At 58.5% G+C, this 22,576-nt stretch carries 24 protein-coding genes; 5 read left to right on the top strand and 19 right to left on the bottom strand.

The genetic code is table 11. The annotated features are described in order from the left end of the window. The first annotated feature begins 152 nt into the window (after positions 1-152). Positions 153-635: a hypothetical protein gene (locus GTO89_RS13420; RefSeq protein ID WP_161262605.1), complete on the top strand. Its 483-nt coding sequence runs from the start codon at positions 153-155 to the stop codon at positions 633-635. 54 nt (positions 636-689) lie between these two features. On the opposite strand, the gene GTO89_RS13425 is transcribed toward GTO89_RS13420, so the two are convergent. Continuing rightward, complete coding sequence (locus GTO89_RS13425; protein WP_161262606.1) at positions 690-2,075, bottom strand: MFS transporter; 1,386 nt, start codon at positions 2,073-2,075, stop codon at positions 690-692. A 300-nt stretch (positions 2,076-2,375) separates the two neighbouring features. Between GTO89_RS13425 and GTO89_RS13430 the strand changes: the two genes are divergently transcribed. Further along, complete coding sequence (locus GTO89_RS13430; protein WP_161262607.1) at positions 2,376-3,443, top strand: DNA-methyltransferase; 1,068 nt, start codon at positions 2,376-2,378, stop codon at positions 3,441-3,443. A gap of 33 nt (positions 3,444-3,476) precedes the next feature. Here GTO89_RS13430 and GTO89_RS13435 read toward each other — a convergent pair whose 3' ends face one another. Then, positions 3,477-4,442 carry a TIGR01212 family radical SAM protein gene (locus tag GTO89_RS13435; protein ID WP_161262608.1) on the bottom strand — a complete coding sequence of 322 codons (966 nt, stop codon included), beginning with the start codon at positions 4,440-4,442 and terminating at the stop codon, positions 3,477-3,479. 235 nt (positions 4,443-4,677) lie between these two features. On the opposite strand from GTO89_RS13435, the gene GTO89_RS13440 reads away from it, so the two are divergent. Continuing rightward, complete coding sequence (locus GTO89_RS13440) at positions 4,678-5,133, top strand: YckD family protein (protein ID WP_161262609.1); 456 nt, start codon at positions 4,678-4,680, stop codon at positions 5,131-5,133. 134 nt (positions 5,134-5,267) lie between these two features. Here the strand turns inward: GTO89_RS13440 and GTO89_RS13445 are convergent, their stop codons facing one another. The 13 genes from GTO89_RS13445 to GTO89_RS13505 form a co-directional block, all read right to left on the bottom strand. After that, positions 5,268-5,525 (bottom strand): hypothetical protein, encoded by a 258-nt coding sequence (locus tag GTO89_RS13445; RefSeq protein ID WP_161262610.1) that lies wholly within the window; start codon positions 5,523-5,525, stop codon positions 5,268-5,270. 61 nt (positions 5,526-5,586) lie between these two features. Continuing rightward, positions 5,587-6,066, bottom strand: a complete 480-nt coding sequence (locus GTO89_RS13450; RefSeq protein ID WP_161262611.1) for a nucleoside recognition domain-containing protein — start codon at positions 6,064-6,066, stop codon at positions 5,587-5,589. 98 nt (positions 6,067-6,164) lie between these two features. After that, positions 6,165-6,641, bottom strand: coding sequence for a nucleoside recognition domain-containing protein (locus tag GTO89_RS13455; protein WP_161262612.1), 477 nt, complete (start codon positions 6,639-6,641; stop codon positions 6,165-6,167). Between the two features lie 389 nt (positions 6,642-7,030). Then, positions 7,031-7,717 (bottom strand): bifunctional phosphoribosyl-AMP cyclohydrolase/phosphoribosyl-ATP diphosphatase HisIE, encoded by a 687-nt coding sequence (gene hisIE, locus GTO89_RS13460; protein WP_161262613.1) that lies wholly within the window; start codon positions 7,715-7,717, stop codon positions 7,031-7,033. Then, positions 7,705-8,490 carry an imidazole glycerol phosphate synthase subunit HisF gene (gene hisF / locus GTO89_RS13465; RefSeq protein WP_161262614.1) on the bottom strand — a complete coding sequence of 262 codons (786 nt, stop codon included), beginning with the start codon at positions 8,488-8,490 and terminating at the stop codon, positions 7,705-7,707. Before hisF ends, hisIE begins: the two co-directional genes overlap by 13 nt. Beyond that, a complete protein-coding gene (gene hisA, locus GTO89_RS13470; protein ID WP_161262615.1) occupies positions 8,484-9,221 on the bottom strand; it encodes a 1-(5-phosphoribosyl)-5-[(5-phosphoribosylamino)methylideneamino]imidazole-4-carboxamide isomerase in 738 nt (245 codons plus the stop codon). Before hisA ends, hisF begins: the two co-directional genes overlap by 7 nt. Continuing rightward, complete coding sequence (gene hisH / locus GTO89_RS13475) at positions 9,215-9,829, bottom strand: imidazole glycerol phosphate synthase subunit HisH (RefSeq protein WP_161262616.1); 615 nt, start codon at positions 9,827-9,829, stop codon at positions 9,215-9,217. The genes hisA and hisH overlap by 7 nt, the downstream gene beginning before the upstream one ends. A gap of 123 nt (positions 9,830-9,952) precedes the next feature. Then, positions 9,953-10,540 (bottom strand): imidazoleglycerol-phosphate dehydratase HisB, encoded by a 588-nt coding sequence (gene hisB / locus GTO89_RS13480; protein WP_161262673.1) that lies wholly within the window; start codon positions 10,538-10,540, stop codon positions 9,953-9,955. Between the two features lie 5 nt (positions 10,541-10,545). Then, entirely contained in the window at positions 10,546-11,742 is a 1,197-nt protein-coding gene (hisC, locus tag GTO89_RS13485; RefSeq protein ID WP_161262617.1) for a histidinol-phosphate transaminase, read from the bottom strand. 106 nt (positions 11,743-11,848) lie between these two features. Beyond that, positions 11,849-13,129 carry a histidinol dehydrogenase gene (gene hisD / locus GTO89_RS13490; protein ID WP_161262618.1) on the bottom strand — a complete coding sequence of 427 codons (1,281 nt, stop codon included), beginning with the start codon at positions 13,127-13,129 and terminating at the stop codon, positions 11,849-11,851. Position 13,130: 1 nt separating this feature from the next. Beyond that, positions 13,131-13,790, bottom strand: a complete 660-nt coding sequence (gene hisG / locus GTO89_RS13495) for an ATP phosphoribosyltransferase (protein ID WP_161262619.1) — start codon at positions 13,788-13,790, stop codon at positions 13,131-13,133. A 13-nt stretch (positions 13,791-13,803) separates the two neighbouring features. Continuing rightward, positions 13,804-15,210, bottom strand: coding sequence for an ATP phosphoribosyltransferase regulatory subunit (gene hisZ, locus GTO89_RS13500; protein WP_235920471.1), 1,407 nt, complete (start codon positions 15,208-15,210; stop codon positions 13,804-13,806). A gap of 80 nt (positions 15,211-15,290) precedes the next feature. Next, complete coding sequence (locus GTO89_RS13505) at positions 15,291-15,611, bottom strand: YerC/YecD family TrpR-related protein (protein WP_161262620.1); 321 nt, start codon at positions 15,609-15,611, stop codon at positions 15,291-15,293. Between the two features lie 304 nt (positions 15,612-15,915). Here GTO89_RS13505 and tatA point away from each other — a divergent pair, with 304 nt between their 5' ends. Further along, positions 15,916-16,131 carry a twin-arginine translocase TatA/TatE family subunit gene (gene tatA / locus GTO89_RS13510; RefSeq protein WP_328793921.1) on the top strand — a complete coding sequence of 72 codons (216 nt, stop codon included), beginning with the start codon at positions 15,916-15,918 and terminating at the stop codon, positions 16,129-16,131. 237 nt (positions 16,132-16,368) lie between these two features. On the opposite strand, the gene GTO89_RS13515 is transcribed toward tatA, so the two are convergent. The 4 genes from GTO89_RS13515 to GTO89_RS13530 all read right to left on the bottom strand — a co-directional run bounded on the left by GTO89_RS13515 (position 16,369) and on the right by GTO89_RS13530 (position 21,719). Next, positions 16,369-17,886 carry a LysM peptidoglycan-binding domain-containing protein gene (locus GTO89_RS13515; protein WP_161262621.1) on the bottom strand — a complete coding sequence of 506 codons (1,518 nt, stop codon included), beginning with the start codon at positions 17,884-17,886 and terminating at the stop codon, positions 16,369-16,371. A gap of 272 nt (positions 17,887-18,158) precedes the next feature. Further along, positions 18,159-19,517 carry a TrpB-like pyridoxal phosphate-dependent enzyme gene (locus GTO89_RS13520; RefSeq protein WP_161262622.1) on the bottom strand — a complete coding sequence of 453 codons (1,359 nt, stop codon included), beginning with the start codon at positions 19,515-19,517 and terminating at the stop codon, positions 18,159-18,161. 224 nt (positions 19,518-19,741) lie between these two features. Beyond that, a complete protein-coding gene (locus GTO89_RS13525; RefSeq protein ID WP_161262623.1) occupies positions 19,742-19,939 on the bottom strand; it encodes a hypothetical protein in 198 nt (65 codons plus the stop codon). Between the two features lie 112 nt (positions 19,940-20,051). Continuing rightward, complete coding sequence (locus GTO89_RS13530) at positions 20,052-21,719, bottom strand: YcdB/YcdC domain-containing protein (protein WP_161262624.1); 1,668 nt, start codon at positions 21,717-21,719, stop codon at positions 20,052-20,054. A gap of 224 nt (positions 21,720-21,943) precedes the next feature. On the opposite strand from GTO89_RS13530, the gene GTO89_RS13535 reads away from it, so the two are divergent. Continuing rightward, a complete protein-coding gene (locus GTO89_RS13535) occupies positions 21,944-22,528 on the top strand; it encodes an NAD(P)H-dependent oxidoreductase (protein WP_161262625.1) in 585 nt (194 codons plus the stop codon). Positions 22,529-22,576 lie beyond the last annotated feature (48 nt).

The raw sequence follows: 22,576 nt of genomic DNA on the forward strand, positions 1-22,576 counted from the left end.
CCAGATTATTTTGGAGAGCTGGAAACGGTTCCTTGAATTGCCTATGAAAAAACCAATTGATAAATAATTCGTTGGGAGATTGTAACATGCTCCTATTTATGCTATGGTAATGGAAAGGATTCACGCGTGAGCGTATCTGGGAGGTGATCGTTATGGCCCTTGAAACGACCTCCACCCCCGTGAACGACCTTTGCCCCATCCATCCCCGTCTCTCGTCCCATTGCCTTTCTCTGGAGGCATGTGATCATTGTGATCCTCGGCAATGCGTCAGCGGCTTGATTCGCAGGCTTTCGGAGCAGGCGAAGTTTGACCGTTGCCACAACCGGGTGAAACAGGCATCACAGGGGGGAACGCAATCGGTCAGCCGCCGCGACGCCGTCGGACTGCTGGCCCTCTTCCTGGCTCGTTGCTCTCACTGCGGCAACGAACACAAGGAGGAGTGCGAACTCAACCTCGCCCGGCTCGGCCTTGAGTACGCCCTGACGAGCCATGGCGACTTGTTCGCCTACCAGGGAAATCCGGTCCTCTTTCTCCTCAACCTGCGCAAAACAGACCCGGCGCTGGCCGACGAAGTGACGCGCGAATACGACCGGATCCGTTCCCAATGGGATCGTCCGGCGCCTGTAAAGCCCTAGGCATCATCGTTACGGCATAATAAAAAGCGGTCCCCGCCAGGGACCGCTTTTCTTTTACCCGTTTTCCCGCAACCTTGTCGTAAGGAGCAACCCAACCAGCGCGATGACCACCAGGGCGGTGAAGATATCGACAAAGCCGTCTCGCGGACGGCCCACGCCCGTCGCCGCCGCCAGCAACCCGCCCATGACGACGGGACCGAGCGTATTGCCGAAGGATCGAATGACGGTCATCACCGCCAGGCCGCTTGACACCTCCCGCTTCTCGACCTCACTCATGACCAGCGTGTTCAACGGCGAGCCGACGATCAGCCCCAAGCCGCCTCCGAGCAGGATGAAGCCAGAGGTGACGCTCAGGATGTGGACGGTCGTCACATCGGCAGGCGAACCGATCCGCTCGACCAGCATAGCCAGGACGACAGACCCGGCGGCGGTGGCGCCAAAACCAAGGGAAAGGGTCCGGGAAGCGCCGAAGCGATCGACGATAAAACCGCCGAGGGGCGCTGTGACCACACTGGCCAGGGCCAGGGGCACAACCATGTAGGAGGCCTTCCCGGCCGGAAAGTGCAGGACATACTCCACATAGGCGGGCAGGAACAGAACCGTCAGCATCACCATGCCGGACAGCGCCGCCAAGGCGAAGACCGTCACGAGCCGGGGGTTTTGAAAAAAGGCGGGGTTGACGACCGGATCTTCAGCCTTCCCCTCCACCCGGATGAGCAGCGGGATGAGGAGCAGGCCGGCCAGCAGAAAGAGATAGACGTTGGGCATCCACACGCCGGACCAGCCCTTTTGCCCCTGAATGTGGGTGAGTCCCAGCATGAAGCAAAAGATGACCGCCCCGACGAGCAGTGCGCCGCGCCAATCCATGGCCTTGACCTGAGGATCCAGATCTTCGGGCACGCCGGCGGCCAAGAGGATGATCAGCGCCGCCGCCGGGATGTTGATCAGGAACAGCCAGGGCCAGGACAGATACTGGATGACGACCCCGCCCAGGATCGGCGCCACGATCGAAGCCATCCCCCAGGTGGCCCCATAAAGGCCCAGCGCTCTCCCCCGCTGTTCCTTGGGAAAAGCGAGGCCGATCTCCGCCACGGCCACCGGCAGGATGCCGCCGCCGCCCAAAGCCTGCACGGCCCGGCCGGCCAGCAGCTGATACAGATTTCCAGAGAAACTGCAAATCAGCGAACCGGCGGCAAAGAGAGCCATGCCGGTCATGAAGATGCGCCGCCGGCCATGACGATCGGCCAGCTTGGCCGTGATCGGCATGGACACGGCGTAGACGAGCGTATAGACGGTGACCGCCCAGACGCCCCATTTGGGCGATATGTCAAAATCACGAACGATCGTCGTCAGCGCCGGTCCGATGATGCCCTGATCGAGGGCGCCTAAAAACACGCCCGACAAAAAGGTGACAAGGATGCGAATCTGCTGGACGGTCAAGGAGAATCCTTCTTTCCGTTGATAGTCACTCGTAGTTTTTTGTTATTGAAGTCGATAGCAAAAGCGTTTTCATTCCTGTTTTTTCGTACAATCATGGCATATTTAATTTATTTTCGTCAAAAAGACGGAATATCCTGCGTGGAAGGATCGGTCTCGACCTCCGGCGAAATAGCAACAGCACGATTCCATCGGGCAGACGACATACGACATAGGAAAGACAACCGAGAAAGAAGACGAATAAAGAATGCAGAAAAAAACCACAGGGAAGATCACCTGGGTAAACCTGCTGGGAGGATTCGAATGACACGAGAACACAGCAAAAAGGGCGCCACGGAACTGCCCCATCCCTTGATGCGCAATTCCAACGCGCCGCAGAACCGCACCCTTTTTCTCGAAGCCGACGATTGGCAGCGCTACAGCGAGATCCCCTCGATTGACGAACTGGGCTGTGACAATGTGACCGTTCATCGACCGATCGGCAACGAACAGTTCGACGATGGACGTCTCGATGATGAACGACTCGACGAAGGGCGACCTGACGATCATCGAGCTGCTGAAGAGCACCATGAGCGCTGGCAAGCAGACCGGATTTACTGCGGCGACGCGCTAGCAGGGTTGTCACGACTGCCGGACCAGTCGGTCGATCTGATTTTCGCCGACCCGCCCTATTTTGGATTGAAAAAAGATTATGGGTCGGGCAAACGTTCCAACCCCTGGAAACGGCTCGACGAATACATCGAATGGAACCGCGCCTGGCTGGCCGAGGCGGCTCGCCTGTTAAAGCCCCATGGCGCCATCTACGTCTGTTGCGACTGGGAGTATTCCGGGCGCCTTCAGGAACTGCTCTCTGAACCCTTCAAGGTCCTGAACCGGATCACCTGGCGGCGCGAGAAGGGCCGCGGCGCCGCGAAGAACTGGAAAAACAACATGGAAGATATCTGGTTCGCCGTCGTTGACAGCGCCCAATACATCTTCAATTTGGAAGAGGTAAAGTTTCGCAAGGAGATCATCGCCCCTTACACCACCGCCGACGGGAAACCGAAGGACTGGGTGGAAACCGATACGGGCGAGCGCTTTCGCATGACCTGCCCGCCCAACATCTGGACCGATCTGACGGTGCCTTTCTGGTCCATGCCCGAAAACACACCCCACCCCACCCAGAAACCAGAAAAACTCGTTGAGCGGTGCATCCTCGCCAGCAGCCACCCCGGCGCGCTCGTGCTCGATCCCTTCATGGGCTCCGGCACAACCGCCGCCGTCGCCCGCCGGCTCGGCAGGCGGTTCATCGGCTTTGAGACGAACGAGGATTACATTCGTTTGGCGTTGAAGCGGCTTGATCGGATGGAACAGATGGAACAGATGGATTAGGCGGAACAGGTGGATTAGGGTGGAACAGGCGGATCAGGGGACAGGAACATAATCGATACACTTCTTCCCCTGCCAGGAGTTGCGCTCCTCCAACAGTCGGTCGATCCCTTGTAGCGTTCCCCATTTGCGGGTGATCCACTGGGGCGCCACGAGCAACTCTTGGGGGGCGTCGCCGGTGAGCCGTTGAATCACCATCTCCGGCGGCAGGATCTCCAAGGTGTCCACAACGAGGCGGACATAACTGTCCCGGTCGAGCAACGGCGCCTCCCCGGCCGCATGCCAATCGGCGAGGCGGGTGCCTTTCATCACATGGAGGGAGTGAAACTTGACGCCCTGCACATCCATGGCGGCGACGGCCCGGCCAGTCTCCGCCATGGCCGCTTCCCCCTCACCAGGGAGTCCATAGATGATGTGGACACAGACGCGGATGCCGCGAGCGCGCAGCTTTTCCAGGGCCCGATAGAAGGTTGCCGCATCATGCCCCCGGTTGATTCGCCGCAGGGTGTCGTCATGGATGCTCTGCAATCCCAACTCGACCCAGAGGTAGGTGCGGCCGTTCAATTCCGCCAACAGGTCGAGCACATCGTCAGGCAGGCAGTCGGGCCGGGTCGACAGGGAGAGCCCGACAACGCCCTCCTGAGCCAGCGCCTCCTCGTAGAGCAGGCGCAACAACGAGGGATCGCCGTATGTATTGGAGAAGGCTTGAAAATAGGCGATGTACTTGCCCTGTGCCCACTTGCTCTTCAGCCGCTCCCGGACCTGCCGGAACTGATCGCGGATCGCCTCCGAAGGATCGCCGGCGCAAGCGCCCGAACCCTGGGGGCAGCAGAAGACACAGCCCCCCGACCCCACCTTCCCGTCACGGTTCGGACAGGTCAGACCGGCGTTGAGGGATACCTTCATCACCTTTTCGCCGAAGCGGGCGCGCAGGTGATGGTTCCAGGAGTGATAGCGCTTGTCCCCCCAGAATTGGGGGGTTTTTTCATTTTGGGACGTCAAATGGGCTCCCGCCTTTCATGGCCTTCGTAACAAAACTGTCACCATGCTGTGACCATGCTGTCACCGCGCTGTCGCAGAAACGACACGCCGGAGAGGTAAACTAAAACCAGAGAGAAACATCAAAAACAAGTCAGCCAAGATGTTCGCCCCCTGAACGGGCAGCCCTCGCCTCCGGGAGCGTCCCCACAATGTCTCCCGCATATTGCGAAGGCGAAATGAAAGGAGTCGATCCGTTATGGAAAAACTATGGGTAAACCTCAAGAAAAAGTGGATCATCGCCGGTGTCGCCGGCACGCTCCTCATCAGCACCGCTGGTGTGGCCTCGGCAGCGTTAACGACAGAGCAGACAAATGAAATCACGGCGCTTCGCACCCAGATCCACGGGTTGCGCAAGCAGATGGTCCAAAAGTACGCCGACTATGGCGAGATCACGCCGGATCAGGCGAAAGTCATCACTGACCAGATGGATGGGCGCTTCGTAACGCGCCTGCAGGGAGGCTTTGCTGACCGGGTACCCGGCCAAAACTGCCGTCTCGTAGATGGTTCCGCCACAACAGGAGGACGGGGTCAATTCGGGAACGGCGCAGGCGCTGGAATGGGCGTTGGAAAAGGCGCAGGCCGGGGCGCCGGGCAAGGTTCCGCCTTCGGCGCTGGTCAAGGTTTCGGAAACGGTCAAGGTTTCGGCCGATAACTCAAAAAATATCCGTAAAATCCCTGACGCGCGAAACGTCAGGGATTTTTTATGGAGCCTATTTCGCTGAGGTTATCCTTTCCTTTGCATGGGCCTGTATCGGCATTATCAAAAGGCTCGCCTGAAGGCGCCTGTCAGTGCCGGATTTCCCCGTGCCATTCGGTATCTTCGGGATCCTCCTCAATGGCTTCCTCTTCCTCGATGATATCCCAAGACAGGCGGATGCTCATCCCCTGGTGATCGCCACGGTCGAACTTGGTCTGCAACAGAATTTGCTTGGGAACCTCGATGTCCCCATCGCCAACCCGAAAAGCGCCGTTTTCCAACTGTTTGATGACGCCGGACAATTCCTTGACCGCTTGATCGATCGTAACGACTCTGGCTCTGGCCACAAGACTTCCCTCCTCGCCTCATCCCAACGATGTGTTGTGATGAAACTAGTATGGGCAGTTTTTACGAGTTTGATTGAGCCGCTTCATGGGCCGGACCGGGAAGGGGCGGCAGCAGCCACATGGCGAAGAGCGCTGTGATCAGAACCGACGCGACCAAGCGCAGCGCCTGCATGAGCAGGTAGTTGGCGCCGAGCATGGTGAAGAGCAGCGGATCTTCGATGATGGCATGATTTAAGGAAAGAAAAAGACCGATGACCGTCATCTCCTTGGCGTTGAGCGACCCGTCCTTCCCCGCCTGGATGAGGACGCCGGCGCCGTAGAGGATGCCGAAGACCAAGCCGACGACCATCGGAACGGCCGCCTCGCCTGGCAGGCGGAAGATCCCCATGACGGGCGCAAAGAGGCGCGAGCCTCGCTGGACGATATGTAAATCCCGAAGGATTTCCAGAAAAACAATGATCGGGATGAGGATCAGTGCCATTTTTCCGACCTGATAGAAAGCGTTCTGCGCCCCCATCAGCAATGCAGCGCCGATGTCCATGGATCATTACTCCCTTCGAGCCTGTCGGGGGATGCCAGTGGTTGACGAGAGGTTGTTGAGATGCCACTGTCTTTCCTGGGTCCCTGTTGCCAAAGTTTTCAGTTCGGCCAAAGGACATTCAGCAAAAAGGCGAACAGAAACGATGTCAACAAGCGTAAGCCCGTCAGCTTCCAGGCCGGCGCGCCGAAGTTCTTGGTGATGGCCCCCTCGATCAACAGGCTGTGGGAAATTAAGAGGAAGAAGGCAAAGATGGTCGCCTGCTTGACTGTCAGATCCAGCGGTGCTGCCGCGCCGATGGCCGCATAGAGGTTTACCGCCAATCCAAGTAAGATGCCCACTGATGCCTCTCCTGGCAAACCGATGAATCCAAGGATGGGCGCAAAGGCGTTCCCGAGCATCGCTAGCCACGGCGTTTTGCCCAAAACAGTCACGAGGACGATCAGTGGAACCATGAACTTGGACATCAGCCAAACGGTTTTCAACCCTTTCGAACAGCCGCGAACAAAGGTGTCTTTGGACACACCTGGTTGCTCGATTACTGAAGGACGGGATGCATCCATTTCTGTCGGATTCAATCAATCCACCCCCTCGGATAAATGTACACCCCATGAGATAGTGATGCAACCCCTCATGCGGACAGGGTTTACTTTGGTTCGCTAATGTACCGAATCTTTCAAAAGAAACCGGTATAACAGCAGTGATGTTTATACAAGTATAGTTGTATATTATCATTTTATTTGATCTGTAAAATTTAGTCAATGCATTTTTTGCTGTTATTCGACTCGACTTGTTTAGTTACGTTAACTTGATTACAACAGTAGTGAAATGGTTTTTCGCTTTAATCATGTAAATATCAGAATCAATCATTGCCAATCAGTAAGCGCCATAAAAAAAACGACGCTATTAGCTCTCGCGTCGTTTCAAATCCAATATTAGGGATTTTTAAGCCGATTGGTCCAACTAACTATCTCCGGCGCTGTAATTCCTCAGCGATTTCATCCAACTCAATCCCATGATTCCGCAACAACACCAACAGGTGATAGATCAAATCGGAAGCCTCATAGACAATCTCGCCCCGGTCATTGTTCTTCGAAGCGATGATCACCTCGGCCGTCTCTTCCCCGACCTTCTTCAGGATCTTGTCCTGCCCCTTGGTGAAGAGATAGGTCGTGTAAGAGCCTTCAGGCATCTCCTTCTGGCGGTTGGCGATGACGGAAGCCAACTCTTCCAAGATGGCGCCGATGCCGCTGCCGCTTTCGGCCGCTTTTTCGACGATGCCTTCAGCCTTATCGGCACCCGATTTCCCTGCCGCTTCCCCAATCCCCCGGAAGCAGGAGAAAGAGCCTTCATGGCAGGCCGCCCCGGTCTGCTCCACCTGCCAGAGCAGGCAGTCGCGGTCACAGTCGTACTCAACGGCAGTCACCTGCTGGAAGTGGCCCGACGTGGCCCCTTTGTGCCACAGTTCCTTGCGGCTGCGGCTATAGAAGTGGGTCTGGCCTGTTTCCAGGGTCTTTGCGATCGACTCCCGGTTCATGTAGGCCACCATCAGCACGCGGCCCGAGGCGGCGTCCTGAATGACCGATGGGATCAGGCCGTGGGCGTCAAACTTCAATTCATCAATAAAGGAAGGGGCAACGTTTAATCTCGCCATTGCCGCACATGCACTCCCCTCTCCCGCAAGTATTCCTTCGTCTCGCGGATCGTGTATTCCTTGTAGTGAAAGATCGAGGCAGCCAGGGCGGCGTCAGCCTTGCCTGCTGTCAATCCCTCTGCGATATGTTCCAGATTCCCAACGCCGCCGGAGGCGATGACGGGGATGGTGACGGCTTCGCTGACGGCCTTCGTCAAGGGGATGTCATAGCCGTCTTTGGTGCCGTCTTTGTCCATGCTGGTGAGCAGGATCTCGCCGGCGCCCAGTTCCTCGACGCGGCGCGCCCATTCGAGCACATCCATGCCGGTGGGCTTGCGGCCGCCATGGGTGTAGACCTCCCAACCCTCGACGGGATGGCCTGCGTCGTCGCGGCGACGGCGGGCGTCGATGGCGACGACGATGCACTGGGAGCCGAACTTCCAGGCCCCATCGCCGATCAGCTTCGGCGTCTGGACGGCCGAGGTATTTAGGGAGATCTTGTCGGCGCCGGCCTTGAGCATCTCCCGGATGTCCTCGACAGAGCGGAGGCCGCCGCCGACGGTGAAGGGGATGAAGACCTCTTCAGCAGTGCGACGAACCACATCGAGCATGATCGCCCGGCCGTCCGATGAGGCGGTGATGTCCAAAAAGACCACCTCGTCGGCGCCTTCCTTGTCATAGGCGGCGGCCAGTTCCACCGGGTCGCCGGCGTCGCGCAGGTTGACGAAGTTGGTCCCTTTGACGACGCGTCCGCCATGGACGTCGAGGCAAGGGATGATCCGTTTCGCTAACATGCCCTTCCCTCCCTGGCGACGGCGATCGCTTCCGCCACATCGATGGAACCGGTGTAGATCGATTTGCCCAGGATGGCCCCTTCGATGCCGTCACCCTCCAGGGCGGCGGCGGCTTTCACATCGTCCATGGTGGCGAAGCCGCCCGAGGCGATGACCTTCAAGCCGGTGGCGCGGGCCAGTTCCGCCGTCGCCGCCAGGTTCGGGCCGGCCAGGGTGCCGTCTTTGGAGATGTCCGTGTAGACGACGCGGCGCAGGCCCCGCTCTTTCATCTCACGGGCCAGTTCGAGCGCCGTCACTTGGGATGTGCCGGCCCAGCCGTCGGTGGCCACCTTGCCGTCGCGGGCGTCGAGGCCGAGAACGATGCGCTGGCCGTACTCCTTGCAGGCGGCGGAAAGCAGGTCAGGGTTTTTGATCGCCGCCGTGCCCAGGATGACCCGGGAAACGCCGAGGCGCAGGTAGCGATCGATGATGTTCAGGTCGCGAATGCCGCCGCCCAGTTGGACGGCGACCGTAACGGCCTCCAGGATGGACTGGATGACGGGGAGGTTTTTCGGTTCCCCCTCAAAAGCGCCGTCCAGATCGACGAGGTGGATCATCTGGGCGCCCTTGGCCTGCCAGGCGAGGGCCTGGCTGACAGGGTCGTCGTTGTAGACGGTGGCGTCTTCCATCCGTCCTTGATAGAGGCGGACACAGCGGCCGCCTTTTAAATCGATGGCCGGAAAAATCAGCATGCCCCTTCCACCTGCTTTCCGAAGTTCTGAAGGATGCGCAGACCCAGATCGCTCGATTTTTCCGGGTGGAACTGGGCGCCGGAGACGCTGCCCCGGCCGGCAACGGCGCAAAAATCGAAGCCATAGTCAGCGGTGGCGATCACCAGATCCGGCTCAGCCGGATCGACATAGTAGGAGTGGACGAAGTAATACTCGGCGCCCGAGGGGATCCCTGCCAGGATGGCGCTTTCACGGCGCACAGTCAGCTCATTCCAGCCCATATGGGGAACTTTGAGGCCGGGCGGCAGGCGGCGCACCATGCCGGGGAAGATGCCGAGGCCATTAAATAGGCCGCCCTCTTCGCTGGCGTCGAACATCAATTGAAAGCCAAGGCAGATGCCCAAAAAGGGCTTGCCGGCGGCGACGGTCTCCATGATGGGCGCGATCATGCCCGATTGGCGCAGGTTCTCCATGGCGTCGGCAAAGGCGCCCACACCGGGCAGGATGACGCCGGGGGCGCTGCGCACCGCCTCGGGATCGCTCGTGACAAAACCAGCGTAGCCGGCCTTCTCCAGGCCCTTTTGGACGCTGCGCAGGTTGCCCATGCCATAGTCGATGATGGCGATCATGCCCTTCGCCCCCCTTTATTTTCGCGATCTCAAGATTCTTGTCGTTCACGTCTTGCAGGCCCGTTGCCTTCGTTGACGCTCATCTGAACGGTGATTTGGGTTGAAGAAGGAGGCAAGGCTCGCTTATAAAACACCTTTCGTCGACAGCACCCGTCCCGCATTGTCTGGGTCGATGGCGATGGCTTGGCGCAGGGCGCGGCCAAAGGCCTTGAAGATCGCCTCGATGATGTGGTGACCGTTGCCGCCTTCAAGCAGGTGAATGTGCAGGTTCATGGCCGCCGTATTGGAAAGAGCGCGGAAGAACTCCTCGACCATCTCCGTCTCCAGTTGACCGACCCGCTCGACGGGGATCTTGGCCTTGAAGACGAGGTACGGCCGGCCGCTCAGATCGAGGCAGACGCGGATGAGTGTCTCATCCATGGGCACATAGGCGTGGCCATAGCGGCAGATGCCTTTTTTATCGCCCAGGGCCTGAGCCAGCGCATTGCCCAGACAGATCCCGAGATCCTCCACGGTGTGGTGGGTGTCCACCTCCAAGTCGCCCTGGCAGCCGATGGTCAGGTCCAACTGGCCGTGGCGAGCCAAGAGGGTGAACATGTGATCAAGAAAGCCGATGCCTGTCGTCCCCTCAAAGACCCCGTTTCCGTCGAGAAAGAGGTCAATGGAGATCCGCGTTTCGGCTGTGTTGCGGACAACCGATGCGCCTCTCATCGCCGTCATCGCTGTCCCACCCTCCATCCTCGTCTTGGCCCGTCAGCCGCCACAGCGCCCGCTGACAGGGAGGCGGCAGTCGCCGTCGACACCGATTCTGTCGCCGCCTCGCTCATCGCCTCGAGGGCCGCCAACAACCGCCGGTTTTCCTCCGGTTGTCCTACGGTGATGCGCAAAGTCCCATCCAGGCCCGGACCGCCGCCGAGCTTGCGGATCAGCACGCCCCGGTCCATCAAGCCTTTGTGGATCGACGCCGCCAGCGCTAGGCGGGATTCCGCTGTTTCACCGCGCAGGCGCAGGAAGATGTAGTTGGCGTCAGTAGGAAAGACATCCCAGTCAAAGCGCTTCAGTTGCGACAGCAGCGTCTCCCGCTCGGCCAGGATGGTTTCCACCTGCGCCAGGAAGGCCGCCTTTTCTTCGATTGCCGTCGCAGCGGCGCGCTGGGAGAAGGCGTTGACGTTGAAGGGCTGGCGAACCTTGTGGATCTCCCTGATCAGCGCTTGGGAGGCCATCGTGTAGCCGACACGCAAGCCGGCCAGGGCGAAGGCTTTGGAAAAGGTGCGCATGACGATCAGGTTGGGGAATTCGCCGATACGCCCGGCCATCGATTTGCCGTAAAACTCGTAGTAGGCCTCGTCGACGATGACGATTTTGTCGGTGCCGCGCAGGACCGCCACAATGTCCTCTTCAGCGAAGCAGTTGCCTGTCGGGTTGTTGGGGTTGCAGATGATGATCACCCGCGACTCCTCCCGGTTGGCGGCGGCGATCAGGCCGTCCACGTCAAGGCGGAAGGTTCCCTTCTCTTCGGTCAGGGGCACATCGATCACCTGACCGCCCATGTAGCGGGTGGCCATGGCGTACATGACAAAAGTGGGGTTGGAGATGACTGTCGCCAAGCCGGGGCCGCCGAAGGTCAGCAGGATGAGTTGGATGGCCTCGTCAGAACCGTTGCTGACGAGGATCTCGGCAGGCTCCCGTCCCGTGTAGGCGCTCAGGGCTTGGCGCAGGTCTTTCGCCTCCCCGTCAGGGTAACGGGAATAGGAATAGGCGGCGATGTCCTGTTGCAGCTTTTCCACATAGGACGCCGGCCAGGGGAAGGGGTTTTCGTTGGCGTCCACCTTGACCCCTTCCGGATAAACCTTGGCTTGGTAGGGCACGATGTCGCGGATGTCTTGCCGCACCCAGCGCAACGGATCATTCATGGGCGGACGTCCTTTCTCGTATATTTTCCGGTCAGATGCCGGCGCTCGGCAGCCGGTTGCTTGCTGCCGCTTTTAAGCCGACGGTTTCGCCTCGTCTCGTTCTCGCCTATTTCTCCAGCCGGACGGCGATGGCGTTGGCATGGGCGTCAAGCCCCTCCGCTTTCGCCAGGGCGATGATGTCCCGGGCGTCGAGGTCAAAGCGCGCCTTCGAGTAGGCGATGACACTCGTCTTTTTCTGGAAGGTGTCCACGTTCAGGGGCGAGTAGAACCGGGCGGTGCCACCCGTGGGCAGGACGTGGTTGGGGCCGGCGAAGTAATCGCCGACAGGCTCCGGCGAGTAGGGGCCGAGGAAGATGGCGCCGGCCTGGGTCAATTGGCCCAGGAGGGCGAAGGGCGTCTCCGTCAGCACCTCCAGGTGCTCCGGCGCGAAGCGGTTGGAGACCTGGCAGGCCTGTGCCAGATCATCGACGATGAAGATGGCGCCGTTGTCGCGCAAGGCCTGTTCCATGATCGCCCGCCGCGGCAGGGGAGCCAACTGGCGCTCGATCTCCGCCTCGACCGCCTCGGCCAGGGCAGCCGAGGGGGTGACGAGGACGGTCGCCGCCCGCACATCATGCTCCGCCTGGGAGAGGAAGTCGGCGGCCACATAAGCCGGCGACGCGCTCTCGTCGGCGATGACGAGAACCTCCGAGGGGCCGGCGAGCATATCGATGTCCACAGTCCCGTAGACCTGTTTCTTCGCCAGGGTGACATAGATGTTGCCGGGGCCGGTGATCTTGTCGACAGCCTTCAAGCCGACGCCGAAGGCCATGGCGGCCACAGCCTGGGCGCCGCCCATGCGGTAGATCTCGTCGACGCCAGCCTCTCTGGCCGCCACCAGCGAGTAGGGGTTGATCGACCCGTCCTTGCCGGGCGGCGTCGCCATCACCACCTGGGGCACGCCGGCCACCTTGGCGGTCACGGCGTTCATCAACACCGACGAGGGATAGGAAGCGAGACCGCCGGGAACGTAGACGCCGACCCGCTCGAGGGGTCGGATCAACTGGCCGAGCATGGTCCCGTCCGTCTCCGGCTCGATCCAGGAGGGCCGGAGCTGTTTTTGGTGGAAGCGACGGATGTTTTCACAGGCGCGGCGAAGGGCGGTGAGTACATCGGGATCGACCTGGCCGTAGGCCGCCTCGATCTCGTCGTCGCCGACGCGGAAGTTCGCCTCGTTCACCTCAGCGCCGTCAAAGCGCTTCGTGTATTCGAAGAGGGCTGATGTTCCCCGGCTGCGGACGTTGGCGACAACCTCGGCCACCCGCTCAGCCACCTGGGCATCGTCAAAGCTTTTTTTCTGAAGGTAGGCGTCGGCCTCGGCCGACGGATAACTGATCCGGCGCACCATCTTAATAGGTCACCTCTTTGTCCTTCACGAGGCTGCGCACCCGCTCGACGAGGGGCTGGATGCGCTTATGTTTCAGGCGGTAGGCCACCCGGTTGGCGATCAGGCGGGCCGTCGCCGTAAAGATATCTTCCACTGCCGTCAGGTTATTCTCTTTTAAAGTGCGTCCCGTCGAGACGATGTCGACGATCATGTCGGCCAGGCCGACGGCAGGCGCCAGTTCGATGTTGCCGTGGAGCTTGATGATCTCCACCTGCATCCCTTTTTCAGCGAAAAAGGTTTCCGCCACTTTGGGAAACTTGGTGGCCACGCGGCGGTAGTTGAACTGGGTCAGGTCGCGCCCTTTGGCCGATGCGTCCGGCAGCGCCACAACAAAACGGCAGAAACCGAAGCGCAGGTCGACCAGTTCCATGATGTCCTTGTCCTGCTCGACGATGGTGTCTTTGCCGACGATGCCAAAGTCGGCGGCGCCGTACTCGACAAAGGTGGGAATGTCGGTGGGGCGGCAGATGATGTACTTGACCCGGTCTTTTTCATTGTGGATGACCAGCTTCCGGCTGTTTTCCGACAGGCCCTTGGTGTTGAGACCGGCCTCCTGGAGCAGTTCGATGGCGTCGTCAAAGAGCTTGCCTTTCGGCAGCGCCACCGTGAGCATATCTTTCATCGTCCCTACCCCCCTATTGTTCCTGTGCCGGCGGACAGGTCGGCCCATTCGTCGCGGCCGGTTGCGCCCCCGCATCGCCAGCCCCCTGCCCGTCCTGGGCCGCTGCGGGCGGCTCCATCGGTGTCGCCGCTTCCGGCGTCTCTGCCGATGGGGCCATCAGGTTTCCGATCTCCGATAAGATCGGACCGTTCTCGCCTTCCCCGTCCTCCCCTTCAGCCTGGCCACAGGCGCAGGCTGGGAAGTAAAAGGACTGGGCGATGCCCCGAGCGGCCGCATATTGTTCCAGTTCCGCCTCGCAGCGGTTCATCAGGTCGATCTCCACGCTGAGACCGTTCTTGCGCATCCGCGCGGCCTCCGCCTGAATCTTGCCGGCGTTGTTGCCGCCAACGACCACGTCAGACACCGGCGCCGCTTTCGGCTCGCGGGAACGGTGCAATGCCAGGAGCACCCGATCCAAGCCCAGGGCAAACCCGGTGGCAGGGCAGTCAAAGCCGAACTGGCCGAGCAGGCTGTCGTAGCGGCCGCCGCCGCAGATGGGAAAGCCGAGGCCCACCGTGTAGCCTTCAAAGACGACGCCCGTGTAGTAATCAAAGCCGCGCAGGACGCCCAGGTCGATGGCCACATAGTCCTCGACACCGAAGTTCCGCAATCCTTCGTAGACGGCCCGCAGGTTTTCCAGGCCGCGGCGGGCGCGCTCATTGACGGCCAAGGGCAGCGCTTGGATCAGCACCTCACGGCCGCCGTGCAGCGTCGGCAGCTTGAGCAGCAGATCGGACTTCTCCTTATCGATGCCTGACGTAGCCAGGAGTTCCTCTAAACTGACGAAATCCTTCTTCGCCACCAGCGTGCGCACTCGCGCTTTCTGAGCGGCGTTGAGGGGCAGGTCCTCCATGACGCCGTTGAAGACCTCGATCTGGCCGAGGGAGATCTGAAAATCCTCGAGCCCAGAGGCGCGCAAGGCCTCGACGGCCATGGCGATCACCTCGGCGTCGGCGAGGGGGCCCGGCGCGCCGACCAGTTCGACGCCGGCCTGCGAGATCTCCCGCTGCCGTCCTGCCTGGGGCTCTTCATAGCGAAAGACATTGGCGGCGTAAAAGAGGCGCTGCGGAAAGGGGCACTGGCGCAGCCGCGTCGCCACCAGCCGGGCGATGGGCGTCGTCATCTCGGGACGCAAGGCCAGGATGCGCCCCTGGCGGTCAAAAAACTGGAAGAGCCGATCCCGTATCTCCTCCCCCGTGTCGAGGGCCAGCGTGTCCAGGTATTCCACGGTGGGCGTCGCCACCTCCTGGTAGCCCCAGGAGGAGAACAGCCTCACCCATTCATTTTCCAACAAGCGTTTTTCCCGGGCGTTGCCCGGTAAGAGGTCCCGCATCCCCGGCGGGATCTGCAGGAGGTTTCCCTCTTTGGCCATGGTTCCCATCCCCTTTTCTCCCTATCTCTATCGCTTAATTACTTTATCGCTTTAACTAGATGAAGTGAAAAAGTGACGGTACTAGCGTATCACGGGGCCTGGGGGCTGTCAACGCTTTTTTTCTCACGCAACCGCTGGAGAATCAGACGGTAGCCGTCGGCGCCGTAGATCAGGCAGCGCTTGACCCGGGAGATGGTGGCCGGGCTGGCGCCGGTCTTTTCGGCGATGTGGGTGTAGGTCGCATCTTGTTCCAGCATCTTGGCCACTTCCAGTCGCTGGGCGAGCGCTTTCATTTCTGCCACGGTGCAGATGTCTTCAAAAAAGCAGTAGCACTCATCTTCGTCCTTCAACTGCAGGATGGCCTCGAAGAGCCTGTCCAGTGCCGGATCCTTCAATTTCGATGTCGTCAAAGCAGAACACCCCTGCTCTCTCGGTACTATTCTTTCCGGCAAACATCCCTTGAGCGAACAGTGCCTCTCCGCTCTTCCCTCAACGCTGCTTGCTCTTTCCTTTTCATTGAACCGAATCCCACGTAGACTAATTCTTGTTATCGGCGCGCTTTTCCTTTTTTATGCTGAATTAGCATCGCATTTTTCGACACCGGAGTGACAGGAAACTTGAGACGGGATCCCCCTTCTGGTATACTAGTGACAATGATCTGAAAAATGCATCAATACGGCTCAGATAACAGCCTGACGGCAGGAGGCATTTGACGTGTACGTCTTTGGAATGTTTGCGAGCATCTGGCAGTGGCTGGTTGTTTTGGCGATCGTGTTGCTCTTCTTCGGCGCCAAGCGGTTGCCGGAGATCGGCAAAGGCCTCGGACAGAGCATCCGTGAGTTTAAAGAGGAAGTCACCCCGGAAAAAACGCCTGGCGACAAAGCCAAGCCGGTCGACGCCCATGTTGTCGACAGCGAGAAAAAAGAGTAGCCCGAGAGGCGAAACTGAGGTTACTGTGTTAAGGTTACAGGGCATTGGAGTACACTTTCAACGTAAAAAGCAGGCGTCGGCATTGCAGCCAGCGCCTGCTTTTGTATTGACGGCTTTCTCACCGTTCCCATTGGGGTTGACAGTTGTCGCCCCACAGATCACCCACAGCCAAGGTGAACCCATGCCAAAGGGGCGGCTGGATTGCCCCAGCCGCCCCTCAACTCTTGTAAACCTTCCTTACTCCAATCCGCCGGCCATCAGCACCGTCACCTGGTGGGCGGCGCTGACTGTCGGCTCGGCGTGGCCGATGCTGTTAAGGGTATAGACATCAAAGTGGCCATCCATACCGTTGCCTTTGATCCGGTCATAGTTGGGGCCGGCGCCGTAGTTGCCGCTGCGCCAGGATACGTTGGCCAGATAGGGGGCGCTGTCCACGCCGGCGTGAGGCATGCCGGCGACAGAGACAGCAAACTTGCGGCCGTCCACATAGAGGACGAAGGCCCGGCGGTTCCAGGTAAAGCCGCCGAAGATCTCTTTCATCGCTTGCGTATCGGCAGCAGTCAGCGTTTCCACATCGGCATGGTTGGCCCCCATGGTGCGCTGGATCATAAAGCTGCGTCCGGTGTCCAGGTCGACGAGTTTGCCCACCTTGCCGATGCTGAAGACATACTGCCCCTGGCTGAACCAGTCGAGCACCTCGCCATACTGCGGGCCCAGCACCGGCTGCGGGGCGATAGTGTGAACCGGGATTTTCAATACCTGGCCGACCTTGAGGTTGGACCCATCGCCCAGGCCGTTGACGGCGCAGAGTTCATCCTTTAGGATCCCGCTTTTCTCAGCGATCGTCCACACCGTATCGCCGCTGACGACGGTGTAGGACTTGTAGGTCAGCCTATCCCCGGAGGTATCGACAGGGATATTGGCGTCAAAGACATTGGCCGGCGTCGGCGCCGGGGTGATGGTTTGGTTGATACGGAGGACAGAGCGGTACACATAGCCGACACCAAAGCCGGACTGCACCTTGTACCAGTCGCCCGTTTTGCCGAGGACAGGGAGCGTCGTGCCCGGCTGGAGGTAGCCGAGTGCGGAGGCGCTGAAGCTGGGGCTGCTAAAGCAGGTGCCGGAACTGGACATGAAGGCCGTCACGGACACCGCCGGCGAGAGTTGGGGCTGGATCGACAGGTTCTGCCCTACATAGAGGGAGTCTGATGTCAATCCGTTCAAGGTCTGAATGGAGGCGATGGTCGTGCCGAACTTTTGGGAAATCCGCCAGAGCGTGTCTCCGCTCATGACCGCATAGGTGATCCGGCCGTTGACCGGCTTGTACACCTGCAGCAGATCTCCATTGGCCACGCTAACGAGTCCCAGGGTGTCACAGAGGAAGTCAGCGGGGATCATGAAGCGGTTGTTGGCCATGACCATGGGCGCCGGCGCGGTGATGTACTTCCCATTGAACGTGACCGTCGGGGAGTTGAGCAAAAAGACGGTTTCATCGTCGCCGGTTTTGAGCGTTCCCTGGTTTGTGGCCGCGTCGAAGGAAAAACTGCCGCCCAGGGCAACCGCCAGTTCCTTCGCCGGCACTTGCAGGACGCCTTGCTGGTTTACAGGGGCCACGTTGATGGTGAGGACCGTGTTATTGATGTAGACCTGTGGAACAGCCGCCTGGACGGGGGACATAAGGCTACCATTGAAGAGCGCTCCGACCGTGAGTCCGCCGATAAGCAACCATTTACGGATCCCTTGCGTCACTGCCACGTTGAACAACCACCTTTGCCTTGATTAAATTTTTTCAGGTAATCCCCGCCAATTCAACTGACATCAGATAACGTGAACGGACACACTGCGAAATCAGAATAACCCTATTTAAATATCACTAATTGATATGTATTTGAATAGCATAATCATTCGATGGGAACATAAAAAGAACGGGGGTCTCCCCCCGTTCTTTTAACACTTTTTTATGGGTCCCTTTTTTCTCTCGCGTCGTAGATTTGGCCGAACCTACGACGCTTCGATTTGGCGATTTATCACAGTTTCGGCAGGTTGTTCAAGCTTTTTGCCAGCGCCTCTTTTGAGTGGGGCACATCCTTGAGCCCGCCGGCCAGGTAGGCCTCGTAAGCGCCCAAGTCAAAGATGCCGTGTCCGGAGAGGCAGAAGAGGATCGTGCGAGCCTCGCCGGCCTCTTTGGCCGCCTTCGCCTCGGCGATGGCGCCGGCAATGGCGTGAGCCGATTCGGGGGCCGGGATGATCCCTTCGCTGCGGGCAAAGGCAAGGGCTGCTTCAAAGATGGCTGTCTGTCCATAGGCCTGCGCTTCGATCAAGCCGTCATGGTAGAGTTGGCTGACGAGCGGCGAATCGCCGTGGTAGCGAAGGCCGCCAGCGTGGAACCCTGGCGGCACGAAGTCATGACCGAGGGTGTACATCTTCGTCACCGGCGTCAGCTTGGCCAGATCGCCGAAGTCGTAGGCGAAGACCCCCTTGGTCAGTGTCGGGCAGGCGTCGGGCTCGACAGCGACGAGGCGCACCGGTTTGCCCTGGGAGCGATCGGCTAGGAAGGGAAAGGCGATGCCGGCAAAGTTGCTGCCGCCGCCACAGCAGCCCAGGACCACATCGGGGTATTCGTCGACCATGGCCAGTTGGGCCTTCGCCTCTTGACCGATGACGGTCTGGTGCAGGATGACATGGTTGAGCACGCTGCCAAGGGCGTAGTTGGTGTCCTCCCGGGATACGGCGTCCTCGACGGCCTCCGAGATGGCGATACCGAGGCTGCCGGGCGAATCAGGATTCATCTCCAGAACCTGGCGACCCGAGGAGGTGCGCATGGACGGCGACGGGATGACTTCGGCGCCGTAAACCTCCATGAAGGATTTGCGATAAGGCTTTTGATTATAGGAGACCTTCACCATATAGACGACACATTCCAGGCCGAAGAAGGTGCAGGCCAGCGACAGGGCGCTCCCCCACTGGCCGGCGCCGGTCTCCGTCGCCAGCCGCTTGATGCCGGCCGCTTTGTTGTAGTAGGCTTGCGGAAGGGCCGTGTTCAGCTTGTGGCTGCCGGCGGGGCTTGTCCCCTCGTACTTGTAGTAGATCTTCGCCGGCGTGTCGAGAAGCTTCTCCAGCGCTGTGGCGCGGTAGACCGGCGTGGGCCGCCACTGCTTGTACAGTTCGCGGACCTCGTCGGGGATCTCGATCCACCGGTCGGCGCTGACCTCCTGTTTGATCAGTTCCATCGGGAAAATCGACGTCAGATCAGCGGGTCCCAGAGGTTGCAGGGTGCCGGGATGAAGGGCCGGCTCGACGGGGTTCGGCATGTCAGCCTGCACATTGTACCAGGCGGTGGGGATGGATTTCTCGTCCAGCAGGATTTTGCGAATCGGTTCGCTCACGCTCGTCTCTCCTCTCCTCCTGTGAAACAGGGCTTCGGCTCATGGGATGATGTAGAATAACCACGGAATCATTGTACAAAGGGAGCCAATGAGGCGGCAAGCTATTTTTTCAGAATTAATAGACATATGGTTCAATTGCGTCAATTTAAACGAAATCACCATTCAAAGACGGCCACCCCTTCATAAGTTACGAAAAAGGCGACCTCACCGGATGGTAAGATCGCCTACCAGAGTTGATGGCTTCTTCGTCGCAGGATCTCGTTCTGGGAAGATTCGGAGACAGCAATCGCTGTTTCGATCCGCTCTTCGAGCAGTTCTTGGATATCAGCCGGAATGGTGATGCCGGAGCGTTGCACCCGTTTCATAAACAGCCGCGTATCCCAGGCCGATTGCTCGTAGCTGCGCTGGATTTCCAGCAGCAACGCCAGATCCTCCGCTTCACTCAGACCGGGAGCCTGATGACGTTCTTCAAAGAAAGCCCATCACCTCCGGCGTTAGGATGCCCAAACAGCGGCGCGCTTACATGCCTCACCGTTATTTGCAGGGCTCTCCCGTAAAGGCATCAATGGCGACATCTTTCCAGATCGGCTGATAGACCAGCATAGGCGCCGGCGCCACCTTGTCATAATAGCTGGGCCAGACATAGCGTTTTTGCAGCGTAACCTGTTTGAGGAACTCCCTCTTTGCCTTTTCCGCTGTGACAATCCCCTTCGCCTGCGGCAATGTCTCTCCCTTTTGGCCGGGCATTACATACTCACATATATTTCCGGTGACAGCGTCCACTGTCACCCTATAGTAGTAATAGTCGATAGGGATGCCGTCATGCAACTGCGTAAAACAATACTGATAGTCGCCGTTCGGCTGGTGTTCGAGCCGCTGCGTACCGGCCCAGTCCGGACGCGGTGTTTGGATGGTTCCCGATAGCTGGTACACCCCCCGTTCCGGACTCACCCTCTTGAAGAACTCTATTGCCTTCTGTCTCGCCTGCTCTTCCGGGATTGCCTTGGTCCTATCTCGATCTCGGTCTTGTTGAAGGCCAAATTGGGTAACTTGACCGGTTTTGGCGAATACGCTGAGATGCACCCGGCGCGACGAGGCGATTTCTTGATGATTCTTCTTCGCGCTCCAGGTAAAACTCAGCATCTGCTGCTCATCTCTATAACGACTTTGCCCATCGGCGACGAGATCTGACAGGTCTACACCCCAACTCTGAAGCAATCGACGGGCATCTTCCTGATTTTTCACCAGCACAGGGTTCCCACTGTTCTCTATGGTGACCTGCTGGTACTGGCGTTCTTCGGTTTCGTACATACGAACCGGTTCTCCCGTTACCGCGTCGATCGTCATTAAGTAATGCTCGGGAAAGTAGACAAGCTGCCCTTTGTCTGACGCGGGACGGGTCACGTCCTGCGGAGCGCCTCCTCCTTGCAGGCGATAAACCAATCGCATCGACTGCGCACGGTCATAAATCTCCCGCGCTTTCACAAGAGGGATCGCTTTGGCTCGGTCGGGAAAAAGGCTGACGTCGGGAAGCGGTTCGCTGTTGTAGCCCCAGATATGCCCTTCTCCGTCGATGGTGATCGCTATCCCTTTGGATTGTACAGGTACGCCCCTATACAAAGAGACAAAGGAAACAGCCATTTGTTTCACACCCGTCTGATCACCCATCGTGCTGACCTGTTCGTCCATCCGGTAGTGAGCTTTCCAACCGTCCATGACATGACTTAGAAATGCTGCCGCCCTTTCTTTCACCATGGTTTGGGATGGTTCCTTCTCGGCCTTCCAGTCAGGATTCAACACCCGAATGGACAACAACGAACCGGTTCGCGCATCGAAGATGACTCCGATACCGATTTCATCTCCGGCATCGTTGGCTTGAGCGAGGGAGAGCGACGACCGTTTGCTAAAGGCGTAGCAGAGGGCCGTTTTTTTCTGCTTTGTCCGAAATTCCGGAGGCAGCGAGACTACTCCTTTATAGGAGAGATGCAAGGCTTTAATCTCGGGGATGAATTCTTTAATCTCCTGCAGCGCTCTTTCGGCCGACCGTTCAACTTCCTTCGTAAGGGGATAGTCGGTCAGTTCGGTCGCTTCTTGGTTCTTCTCAGGCATGTAGACATATTCCATCGCAAAAGCGGCAGGGCTAATGAGGAGGTTGGCCGCCAACAGGAACGTGACAATTTTTAAACCACCTGTAATTCTCACCACATCTACTCCCTTGAATTTAATTCTATATATTTCAATATTTTCATTTCGATAGTTATTCGACAGTTTTTAACTCGATTCCTTCTAAGGCGTTTACCTCTTCGTTGGCATGTTTCACCTCTTTCTTGTGTTCATAAGCACAAGAAAGAGGTACGATTTGGGTCATACAGGCGAGGTGTGCTGAAACCTATCCTGGGCGATGACAAAGACGAGGAGGAAAAACGATGAATCACCTTATTCTCTATGCCCACCCGAACCCCAAAAGCTTCAACGCCGCTATTCTCGACACCACGGTGTCAAAACTGGAAAGCAAAGGCCATACCGTGGTGGTGCGAGACCTCTACAAAATGAATTTTAATCCCCTGCTGCAGGGTTCTGATTTCGAGTTGTTCCAGTCGGGCAAGAAACCGGCTGATGTTGAGCAAGAGCATGGTTACATCGGGAGCGCCGACGTCATCACGCTGATCTATCCCATTTGGTGGACCGGAATGCCGGCTATCTTAAAAGGGTACATTGAGCGGGTTTTCTGCTATGGATTTGCCTACCAGTATAGCGAAGAAGGGTTCCCCGTCGGTCTCCTGACAGGAAAAAAAGGATTTATCATAAACACCCAAGGAACGCCTTGTGAATTGTACGACTCGACAGGCATGACCGAGGCGTTGAAAAAAACTTCCGACACGGGCATTCTCGCCTTTTGCGGGCTCGAGTCGGTCGGTCATCTCTTCTTTGGCGCCGTGCCGACTGTCGACGACTCCGCTCGTCAAGCCATGCTGAAAGAGTTGAAGAGTACACTGACCGAATTATTTTAGTCGAACGAAAACGATGTAGAAGACGGCATACCCCTCGCTTTCAGCGAT

The organism is Heliomicrobium gestii (assembly GCF_009877435.1).
GTDB lineage: Bacteria > Bacillota > Desulfitobacteriia > Heliobacteriales > Heliobacteriaceae > Heliomicrobium > Heliomicrobium gestii.

Bases quoted from the DNA above. Each gene is read 5' to 3' on its own strand.
- GTO89_RS13420 (WP_161262605.1), top strand. From the start codon at position 153: ATGGCCCTTGAAACGACCTCCACCCCCGTGAACGACCTTTGCCCCATC.
- GTO89_RS13430 (WP_161262607.1), top strand. From the start codon at position 2,376: ATGACACGAGAACACAGCAAAAAGGGCGCCACGGAACTGCCCCATCCC.
- GTO89_RS13440 (WP_161262609.1), top strand. From the start codon at position 4,678: ATGGAAAAACTATGGGTAAACCTCAAGAAAAAGTGGATCATCGCCGGT.
- GTO89_RS13450 (WP_161262611.1), bottom strand. From the start codon at position 6,066: ATGGACATCGGCGCTGCATTGCTGATGGGGGCGCAGAACGCTTTCTAT.
- hisIE (WP_161262613.1), bottom strand. From the start codon at position 7,717: ATGGCGAGATTAAACGTTGCCCCTTCCTTTATTGATGAATTGAAGTTT.
- hisF (WP_161262614.1), bottom strand. From the start codon at position 8,490: ATGTTAGCGAAACGGATCATCCCTTGCCTCGACGTCCATGGCGGACGC.
- hisA (WP_161262615.1), bottom strand. From the start codon at position 9,221: ATGCTGATTTTTCCGGCCATCGATTTAAAAGGCGGCCGCTGTGTCCGC.
- hisH (WP_161262616.1), bottom strand. From the start codon at position 9,829: ATGATCGCCATCATCGACTATGGCATGGGCAACCTGCGCAGCGTCCAA.
- hisB (WP_161262673.1), bottom strand. From the start codon at position 10,540: ATGAGAGGCGCATCGGTTGTCCGCAACACAGCCGAAACGCGGATCTCC.
- hisC (WP_161262617.1), bottom strand. From the start codon at position 11,742: ATGAATGATCCGTTGCGCTGGGTGCGGCAAGACATCCGCGACATCGTG.
- hisD (WP_161262618.1), bottom strand. From the start codon at position 13,129: ATGGTGCGCCGGATCAGTTATCCGTCGGCCGAGGCCGACGCCTACCTT.
- hisG (WP_161262619.1), bottom strand. From the start codon at position 13,790: ATGAAAGATATGCTCACGGTGGCGCTGCCGAAAGGCAAGCTCTTTGAC.
- hisZ (WP_235920471.1), bottom strand. From the start codon at position 15,210: ATGGGAACCATGGCCAAAGAGGGAAACCTCCTGCAGATCCCGCCGGGG.
- GTO89_RS13535 (WP_161262625.1), top strand. From the start codon at position 21,944: ATGAATCACCTTATTCTCTATGCCCACCCGAACCCCAAAAGCTTCAAC.